This is a genomic window from Mesorhizobium sp. M0208, assembly GCF_040322015.1.
Classification (GTDB): Bacteria; Pseudomonadota; Alphaproteobacteria; order Rhizobiales; family Rhizobiaceae; genus Mesorhizobium.
This window is the reverse complement of the sequence record NZ_JAMYSP010000044.1, coordinates 37,883-46,570: the sequence shown is the minus strand read 5'-3', so window position 1 is coordinate 46,570 and position 8,688 is coordinate 37,883. Positions and strand designations below refer to the sequence as shown.

7 protein-coding genes are annotated in these 8,688 nt (G+C 57.4%); 2 read left to right on the top strand and 5 right to left on the bottom strand.

The features are described 5' to 3' along the window. Positions 1-359 precede the first annotated feature (359 nt). Positions 360-2,939 (bottom strand): non-homologous end-joining DNA ligase, encoded by a 2,580-nt coding sequence (gene ligD, locus NKJ17_RS29235; RefSeq protein WP_352691211.1) that lies wholly within the window; start codon positions 2,937-2,939, stop codon positions 360-362. A 393-nt stretch (positions 2,940-3,332) separates the two neighbouring features. On the opposite strand from ligD, the gene NKJ17_RS29230 reads away from it, so the two are divergent. Then, a complete protein-coding gene (locus NKJ17_RS29230) occupies positions 3,333-3,989 on the top strand; it encodes a Crp/Fnr family transcriptional regulator (protein WP_352691209.1) in 657 nt (218 codons plus the stop codon). A 562-nt stretch (positions 3,990-4,551) separates the two neighbouring features. Next, the gene (locus tag NKJ17_RS29225) at positions 4,552-5,310 is read left to right on the top strand and encodes a LuxR C-terminal-related transcriptional regulator (RefSeq protein WP_352507591.1); all 759 of its coding nucleotides are present in this window, start codon (positions 4,552-4,554) and stop codon (positions 5,308-5,310) included. Positions 5,311-5,449: 139 nt separating this feature from the next. Here the strand turns inward: NKJ17_RS29225 and NKJ17_RS29220 are convergent, their stop codons facing one another. From NKJ17_RS29220 to NKJ17_RS29205, 4 genes are all read right to left on the bottom strand, one after another. After that, entirely contained in the window at positions 5,450-5,716 is a 267-nt protein-coding gene (locus tag NKJ17_RS29220; RefSeq protein WP_352507555.1) for a hypothetical protein, read from the bottom strand. A 156-nt stretch (positions 5,717-5,872) separates the two neighbouring features. Next, on the bottom strand, positions 5,873-6,526 hold the full coding sequence (locus tag NKJ17_RS29215; protein WP_352507554.1) for a PIG-L deacetylase family protein: 654 nt from the start codon (positions 6,524-6,526) through the stop codon (positions 5,873-5,875). After that, a complete protein-coding gene (locus tag NKJ17_RS29210; protein WP_352691208.1) occupies positions 6,523-7,338 on the bottom strand; it encodes a sugar phosphate nucleotidyltransferase in 816 nt (271 codons plus the stop codon). The genes NKJ17_RS29215 and NKJ17_RS29210 overlap by 4 nt, the downstream gene beginning before the upstream one ends. Then, positions 7,335-8,630, bottom strand: coding sequence for a methyltransferase domain-containing protein (locus NKJ17_RS29205; RefSeq protein WP_352691206.1), 1,296 nt, complete (start codon positions 8,628-8,630; stop codon positions 7,335-7,337). The genes NKJ17_RS29210 and NKJ17_RS29205 overlap by 4 nt, the downstream gene beginning before the upstream one ends. Between the last annotated feature and the right edge of the window lie 58 nt (positions 8,631-8,688).

Sequence of the window (8,688 nt, the reverse complement as noted above, 5' to 3'; positions counted from 1 at the left end):
AGCGCCCGTCGCTTCACCCGCCCAGCAGGGCACAACCCACGCCGGAAACGAACTCAAAACTGGATAGAAACTGGGGGCAACGTCAGTTGTCAGCGGCCTTAGTATAGAGGCAATGACTACGCTCTCAAGTTGGAGCGCCCAAACAGAGCCACGGAAAAGCCGTTCATCGGAACCCGGATCTCATGAGATCCGGAGCGTCCACTCTCCGCCACCGCAATCGAAATCCGTTGTTTGTGAATATCCAAACCAACAAATCAGGTATCTTCCATGAGGCTCGTCTCCTATGCATGAGGCCCTGTGCCGGCCAGCCGGCTTAACTACTTGCCTTTTTTGAGGGTTCGGCGCCTCGATGTTCCGGCCTAGGCGGGGCGTTCGGCTCCCAGGTCTTTTGCTGACTTGTCGTCGCGCAAACCTTTGAACGCAGCCTGCCTAACATTGCCACCGCGTGTCCAGCCCGCCATTTCGATTTCTGCAACAAGTTCCGGTCTGGTCCAAAATATGGCCGGATCTTCTTTTGGGGCTCCATTGCCGGCGAAGGGCGACGTCTTAGCCTCGGCAGCCTTTAGACGTGGGAGAAGCTGCTTGACCTTCGCCTTACTGTAGCCCGTCCCTACCCGGCCAATGTAGGCGAAATGGTCACCGCGATTGACGCCAACCAACAACGACCGAAACTTGCCGTTGGTGGATGACCACCCCCCGATAATCACTTCATGGCCAGACCGACATTTTGATTTCGCCCAGCCATCGCTTCTGCCCGACACGTACACCGCATCGATCTTCTTCGAGATGATGCCCGCAACTCGCAGGGCCGCATGACCGCTATTTGCGAAGTGTTCCACATAACGGACGAGCTGACTGCCCTCCCCATGATGAACATTGCTTAGCATCTGTTTCAGGCGCTCCTTCCGGGCGCAGAGCGGCATTTGCCGCAACTCGCCAGCGTCATCGAACAATATGTCAAAGGCAAAGAAGACAAGGTCATTGGTTCTCCTCAGCGACAAAGCGGCCTGTAGGGCGGAAAAATCCGGCGCTCCGTTTTCGCCATGCGCCACGATCTCGCCATCGATGATGACATCGGGAAGGCTTGACGCCTCTTTTGCAATTGCCGCAAACTTGTAGGTCCAATCCAGGCCTTTGCGCGTCTTCAGCGTGACGGCGCCGGCTTGAACACGCAGCTGGATTCGATAGCCGTCGAGCTTAATCTCGTGGACCCACTCGCGCCCACCAGGGGGTCGGGACAGGGTCTCGCACATTTGAGGGGCGATGAACTCCGGCATTCTTGCCTCGGCAGTGCGCGAGGCAGCTTTCCGGTGGGGCTGGGACGGCTTTGCTTTTTTGGTAGCACGCTTGTCCCTGGGGGCGCCCGGGTTACTGTCCCACACGACGCCGCCATTGCCTGCTGCGAAGCCGCTCATCGCAAAAGGTTTTGTGCCTGCACGCTTTCCGGCGCCCATCGTCGCCACAGTTCGGCCGGAGGCCTCCGCCAAGACCGCTTCGCCATCACCGTCGCGAGCTTGTTGATCGCTATGCTTGATCAGTAGCCAGTTTGATCGTTTTACTGCCATGGTGCGCCGAGCATGCGTCCTCGTGGCGGCAACGACGGCAAATGCGGTGAAGAAGAGAATGCCTGGATCGGCGCCGCCACCTGACACTGAGCCGGCAACTATGCTGGCGAGGGAAGCGTTTCTGACGCTCGTCACGACTGCATCGGTCTCCGGGTCCACCCATTTGCGTACCCGGCCCATTCCGCGGACGACGACACCGAGCATGATGGTCATCAGGAGCGATCCGAAGACGCCAAGCTGGGACAGAACTGCGATCGGCCAGCTCGATGCCCTCGAACTGCCGAAACCGACGCCAAGGCCACTGGTGTCCAGGAAGGATTGCAGGCTCTTGATGTTCCAGTAGGTGCGCTCCTCGCCGGAGGCAGAATCCGCCTTGTTGATAATGGTGGCGTTTATTAGCTTGACGAACGGTTCTAGGACCTCGGCATTGTAGAGGCTGATGCCTATTATGGCCACCACGCCTGTGGCCATTAGCGCGGTTATCAGTATCTCCTCGCGCTGAACCTTCCCCCTGAGGACCGAAAGCAACGTCGAGAAGGCGACCGGAATGCACAGGAGAATCAGACCAGCGTAGGCGGTCGATGATGTCGACAGAATGGTCAGGAAGAGCAGGACGCCTGCCAGCCACTGGGCAAGGCGTGATTTAGTCTTTCTCCAGTACGTGTAGCAGAATGCCAAGCAGGCGAGGGAAACGCCAGCGAAGGAAGAGGCCTCCGAAAAAGGTCCCGTGATCCGAACGAATCCTGCCTCGACCGCCTCCGTTATAAGGGCGTAGTTCGCGGTTCTGATCGGGGAGAGCAAATCTCCCGCCCCAGCGTTCTTGCCAATGAAATCGACCAGCCCCATGCCTGTGTGCAGACCGCACCACAGAAAGAAGCCGCGGCGGACCTGATCGATCCTGTTGGAGTGCAGCAGCAGCGCACAAAGCGCGATGGCGGTGAGCCCGCCAAGAATGAAGTAGCCCGTCTGGGAAACGTTGCCCGAAACCGGCGCGAGAGAAGCTTCGACGACGGCGCCGCGGGTTTTCGACTGTACGAAGACGGCGGTCTGTCCTGCGAAGAATCTTGGAAACAGCCATGCTCCGATGATTGCGTACGCTATGAGGCTCGTGAGAACCCAAACAGGGCGGATGCTTCCGAATACGCTGCCAAGGTCGAACCAGATGCGACGCCTTGCAGTAACCGCCATGACGAGCAGGGCCGCAAACATGGTGTAGATCAGTGGAGATGATCCACCTAAAAAGGTCAGGGTCATGAGGGCCGTCGCGCCGAACGCCTGGGAAGCTATCAGGCCTATGATCAGCATTCCCCTGGAATAGTAGGCAACGACCAAAATAGCCGCGCACACCAGCAAGCCCGGTAAAGAGACCTGCATTGTTGATCGGCCCTCCCGCTTGGTTTGGCCCTGGTGTGCGCACGCAGGACGCTGTCCGACGGCTCATCTTTCGGCAGGTGGGTATTCCGGGCAAGAGAGCCAAAGGGCGTAGCCTAAGATCCCGCAACTGCAGGACGCGGCAGGCACTCCTCCTTACGGTGGATACTCGGAGGCTTAACCGCCCTTGCAGCACCCCTAGCTAGACGCAGTTTACCTCATTCAAACAGACGAGGACAGTGGGCCAGCCTGCCCCTAGGGTAAGAGGTCGTTCTGTCGAAATTATCCGGGAGATAATGGAGATTACATTGAAGGTGATGGGAAATAGAAGCAACCTCGTGATACTCCATGCAAACATTATTGCAGTTCATAAGCTCTCATCCCATAGGGGGGACATTGTCAAAGAACGAGTGGGGCAACGACGATTTTCTCGGTGTTACCGCAAAAATCTACAAACCCCATTCGGTGATATGCCGCCAGGATGACGACAACAGCGAGATATTCATCGTAAAATCGGGTTGGGCCATCCTTTACCAGGGATTACTGGACGGAGAACGGCAGATCATCGACACTCCTCTTAGGGGGGACATTGTCGGTTTCCGTGGTGCGGACGGACCCCGTCTAGCGTCACTGGCGGCCCTAACCGAACTAGCCGTTTATGAAATTTCCAGTAAGGAACTGGTAGAGGCGATCTTGTCGGACGGCCGCCTCGGCAAGAAGATCGCCTACTCCCTGGCCCGCCTGAACGCCATCCTTGCCGAACATCTTATGAATACCGGGCGGCGGAACGCGATGAGGCGCACGGCCCATTTCCTGCTCGAGTTGGAGGAGAGGCTCTCCATGGTTGGGCTGTCGGCCCATGGAAGATATGATTGTCCCCTTACCCAAAATGAACTGGCCGACATTCTTGGAATGACCACCGTTCACGTCAACCGAACATTAAGGGAACTTCGCAAGGCCGATCTCGTCTCTTTCAAGTCAGGCCATGTAGAGGTGATCAACCGCAAGAAGCTGGTTGAAACAGCCGGATTCGATAAAGAGTATCTCAGGTAACGGGTATCTCTGTTCGAGCGGCAGCGCATCGGCCATCAGTAAATTTTCCGCTGGGAGACACGACGTTTGCGGACAACTGGTCGTGCGCCGCATACCTGGCAGGGCCGCGTATGTCTCGACGGCGGCAGCCGCGACGGCAACACGGTCTGTCGCGAGGACCGGCGCACTGCCGAAATATCTGCAAGTGCCCACATAGTACGGGTAGACCAAGCGTTCTCGAGCTAAAGCGTTGGGCCGCTTGGCCATCGCCAGCAGGCAGTCGAACGTCGATCGCTAGTGCCTGCGGCGGTCCATGCCTGCGTCTTCAGCCAGATTGCAGTCCAGCTCGGCATGGGATTGTCTGAAAATTATGAAAAGACAACCTATGTTAGAGACTGCTTAATAATAAACCTTACACTTCCCAAGCTGGTCTCGCTGAGGGCGGAGAACTGCAAAAGGGTTTAGTGGGGTAATCGAGCCTCGACCTTTCACAAGGCGTGGTATCAAACCTTCAATGCTAGGGAATGAGGATACTATATCGGCCGCCGCAAGGCGGCTTGTTCGGGAAAGAGTGGGTATTGATATGGATTCCACAGCAGAACTGCATAACTACACTTCGGCCAATCGGTCAGGAGTTCCGTCCGACGGAACGGAAAGCGTCCGCGGGCAAGCAGGCAGGGAATGTCTCCTCATCCTAGACGGAAGAGCCTTAGACCGCGAGTGTCTCGCATCGGCTCTCGTGGACCACGATCTCGGCATGCAGGTCGTCGCCATGGGTTCGATCGGCGAATGGCGCGTGAAGAAGGGTTCGGCCCTTCCCCTTGCAGCCATACTCTTCAACCTTGGCGGCCGGAAGGTCACCGATCATGGCATCGCAGACGAGATCAGTCATATTTCGTCCGAGTTCAAATCAGTTCCTGTGGTCATCCTGGCCGACACCGAAGAGCTTGCACAGATACTGACCGCTCTCGAATGCGGCGCACGCGGCTACATTCCGACCTCAGTCGGTATCGACGTCTGTGTCGAGGCTATCAACCTTGCGGCAGCGGGCGGCATCTTCGTGCCAGCGAGCAGTGTCCTTTCCATGCGGCACCTGATAGATTCGGGCAGTCGCGACACGCAGCCTTTGACAGGCATGTTCACGCTCAGGCAGGCCGAGGTTGCCCAAGCGCTTCGGCGCGGCAAGGCGAACAAGATCATCGCCTACGAACTGAATCTGCGCGAAAGCACCGTGAAGGTCCACATCCGAAATATCATGAAGAAGCTGAAGGCGACCAACCGCACGGAAGTCGCCTACAAGGTCAACGATCTCCTCGCGGAAGGAACTCTGGCTCAAGAGTGACCCAGGCATAATGCTGCCTGCCTTGGGTCCCGGAAGTCGAAGGGCCTCCGTCATGGGTCTTCGGCACGATCGTCAGTTTGCCCAGTTGAGCGTAAGTCGGGTTAATTGCTGCCGCGGAATCGGCCGCTCAATCTGCAGTCTAAGCAGGCTCGGGATAGGTGTGTCTGCCAACCCATCGTATGGCCTCCTCGATCGTGTCGAAATTCTTGTGCTGCCCGCTCAGCAGCCCGAACCCCGTCTCGAGAAACCATTTGCCTTTCGTGGAGTAGACTTCCTCGTCGATCTGGGTAAGGACCGCCACCAGTTGGTCGCGTTTCCACACCAGAACTCCGGCTTCTCCGCCCTCGACCGTTCCGATCCGGACTTCGCTGAACGACAATCCAGAAGCTATTTTTGCTTTGCCCATTTTGATGTGAACCCCTCAAATTCAAAATGGTAGTAAAAATTCGGTATATTTAATGTATGTATTCTTTTTCTTATCAACTCAGGCGGTGAATACAAGCTGTTTCACTCGATCAATTCGTTGATCCACCCTTATTCACAGGAGAATATGGGCCAACTGCTAAAGAATTTTGATCTTCCGGAGCGTGAAGGCCTCGGCGAAATGCTCTGGTGCTCGGCATTCCATTCCGCGCAACCTCGCAAGCCCGGCGAATGTCTCGCGGTCGAACCAGTCCTTGGAGCGCTGCGTCCCGAAATGTTCGTAGAGGAGCTCGATCTTGCGCTTCAGCACGTCGGCCGTGAGCGGCACGTAGGCATTGGGCTGGCAAAGGTCGCCATCCCATTTCGGGATCTCGTACTCGAGCACTAGATGATCGCGGAAGACGTTCCAGGTCAGTTGGTTAACCTCCCGGTGGTCCTGATGGGCGTCGAACCTAGCGTGGGTTAACACCACGTCGGGATCAACCCGTGATCTTACATCCGTCAGCCACTGCTTGATCGATCGGCTATGGGCAGGGAAGTAGCTGTCTTCGAAATCCGCAACGTCGACCGTGGACGAGCTCGATCCTTCGAGGAACGCTTCGGCCGAAGCCCTGGCTTCCGCGACCCGTCGACCGCCTGCGCTCAGCACGCACCAGCGGACGTCTAGTTTGACGCCCGACGCGATCAGGCCGAGTATCGTGCCTCCCGCACCGATTTCGATGTCGTCGGAATGGGCACCAAGGCAGAGGATCGAGAGTTCCTCCCCGCGACGTGCGAGGCCAAGCCCCCTCATGATACGGCCAGCAGCACATTGCGCCTGTTTTTCTCGGCGGTGACCTTCATATTCCAGGGCATGTCGCCCTTTTCGACCATGTCTTCAAGTGATTGCCAATCGCGCAGCGTGTCCATCGAACGCCAGAACCCTTCGTGCTTGTACGCCATCAGCTTGTTGTCAGCGATGAGTCGTCCGAAGGGTTCGAGAACAAGTTCCTCGCCGTCGCGTATGTAGTCGAAGATTTCGGGGCGGAATATGAAGTAGCCGCCATTGATCCAGACCTCCGACGTTTCCGTCGTGCGGAACTCGCGCACGCGGCCGTCTTCCGCGATGTCGGCCAAGTGGTATGTCAGCGGCGCGTGCACGGCAAGGAAGCAGCCGATCTTGCCGCTGGCCTCGAACTTCGCGATCATATCGTCGAGGTCGACATCGGTCAGGCCGTCGGAGTAGTTGGCCAGGAACATCCTCTCGTTCCTGACGTGATCCCGCGCGGCCCAGAGGCGCTCTCCGATGTTGCGCCAGATGCCCGTGTCGAGCAGGGTAATGCTCCAGTCCTTGACGATGTCGCCAAGCAGCTTCACGTCCTGGCCACCATGCGTGACCACGCAATCGGAAAAGGTCTGTGGCCGGGTGTTCAGAAAGAAATCCTTAATGACGGTTGCCTTGTAGCCCAGGCACAAGACGAATTCGTCGTGTCCGTAATCGCTGTACCACTGCATGACGTGGCGCAGGATCGGCTGCTGGCCGAGCGGAATCATCGGCTTCGGTATGCTTTCGGAATAGTCCCGGATCCGGGTCCCGCGGCCTCCGCAGAAAAGGATGACTTTCATCTTGGTAACTCCGATGAATCGATCACTGTCACGAAAGGAATTGGCACCACGAATTTCGCGCCCCAAGCGGCGACATGGTGCATCTGCTGGACGATCTCGTCCTTCAGGTTCCACGGAAGGATTAGGATGTAATCTGGCTTGGCCTGATCGATCGCGTCGATGGGCTTGATTGGGATGTGCATGCCCGGCGTGAAGCGGCCGTGCTTATATGGATTGCGGTCCACCGTGAAATCGAGGAAGTCGGTGCCGATAGCGCAGTAGTTGAGCAGCGTGTTGCCCTTGCCAGGCGCGCCGTACCCGCAGATCCTCTTGCCTTCGTTTTTAGCCGAAATCAGGAACGCTAGGAGATCTCGCTTCGCGCGCTGCGCCTTGTAGCCGAAGGAGGTGTAGGTCGTCATTACAGTCAGCCCGTGCCTCTTTTCACGGTCGAGGAGTTCGCCGACATTGTGATCCACGGCCCAGCTGCTGACCTCGTTGGCGAGATAAACACGCAGCGAGCCGCCATGGGTGGGCAGTTCCTCGACATCAATGAGCCGCAACCGGTGGCGGGCCGCCATCAGATCGATCGTCAGCAGCGAGAAATATGAAAAATGCTCGTGGTAGATGGTATCGAACTGGTTCTCGGCCATCAGCCGCTCGATGTGCGGGAACTCGAGAGTGATTACGCCCTCTGGTTTGAGAAGGATTTTCATTCCCGCGACGAAGTCGTTGAGGTTCGGCACTTGCGCCAGGACGTTGTTGCCAATGATGAGATCGGCGTGAAGCCCTTCGGCCGCCATTTCATTTGCCAGCCGCGCTCCAAAAAAGTCGACTCGGGTAGGCACGCCCTTCTCGACTGCAGCGCGCGCAACGTTGGCCGCCGGCTCGACGCCAAGCACGGGAACGCCGAGCGGCAGGAAGTGCTGCAGCAGGTAACCGTCGTTGCTTGCCAGTTCCACCGCAAAGCTGTGAGTTCCAAGCCCAAGCCGCTTCGTGATCGCCTCGCAATAGGCTTTCGAGTGGGCTACCCAACTTGTCGAGAAGGAAGAGAAGTAGGCATATTCGCTGAAGATGGTCTCGGGGCTCATGTACTCCTTGAGTTGCACCAGGTAGCAGCTGTCGCAGACCAGTACTTTGAGCGGGTAATAGAGTTCCATCTGGTCGAGCTGGTCGGCCCGCAGGAAGCCCTCGCAAGGAGGCGACATGCCTAGATCAACTAGCGTGTGGCACAGGCGCGATCCGCAAAGTCTGCAGCTGGCAGTCCGGCGTGCCCCGTTATGCTCGCGAACGATTTCGACAGCCTGAATGTTCATTCCGTGCTCCTGTCCCGCCGGTTTGAAAAGACGGAGACCCATTGGCCTGACCAAGAAC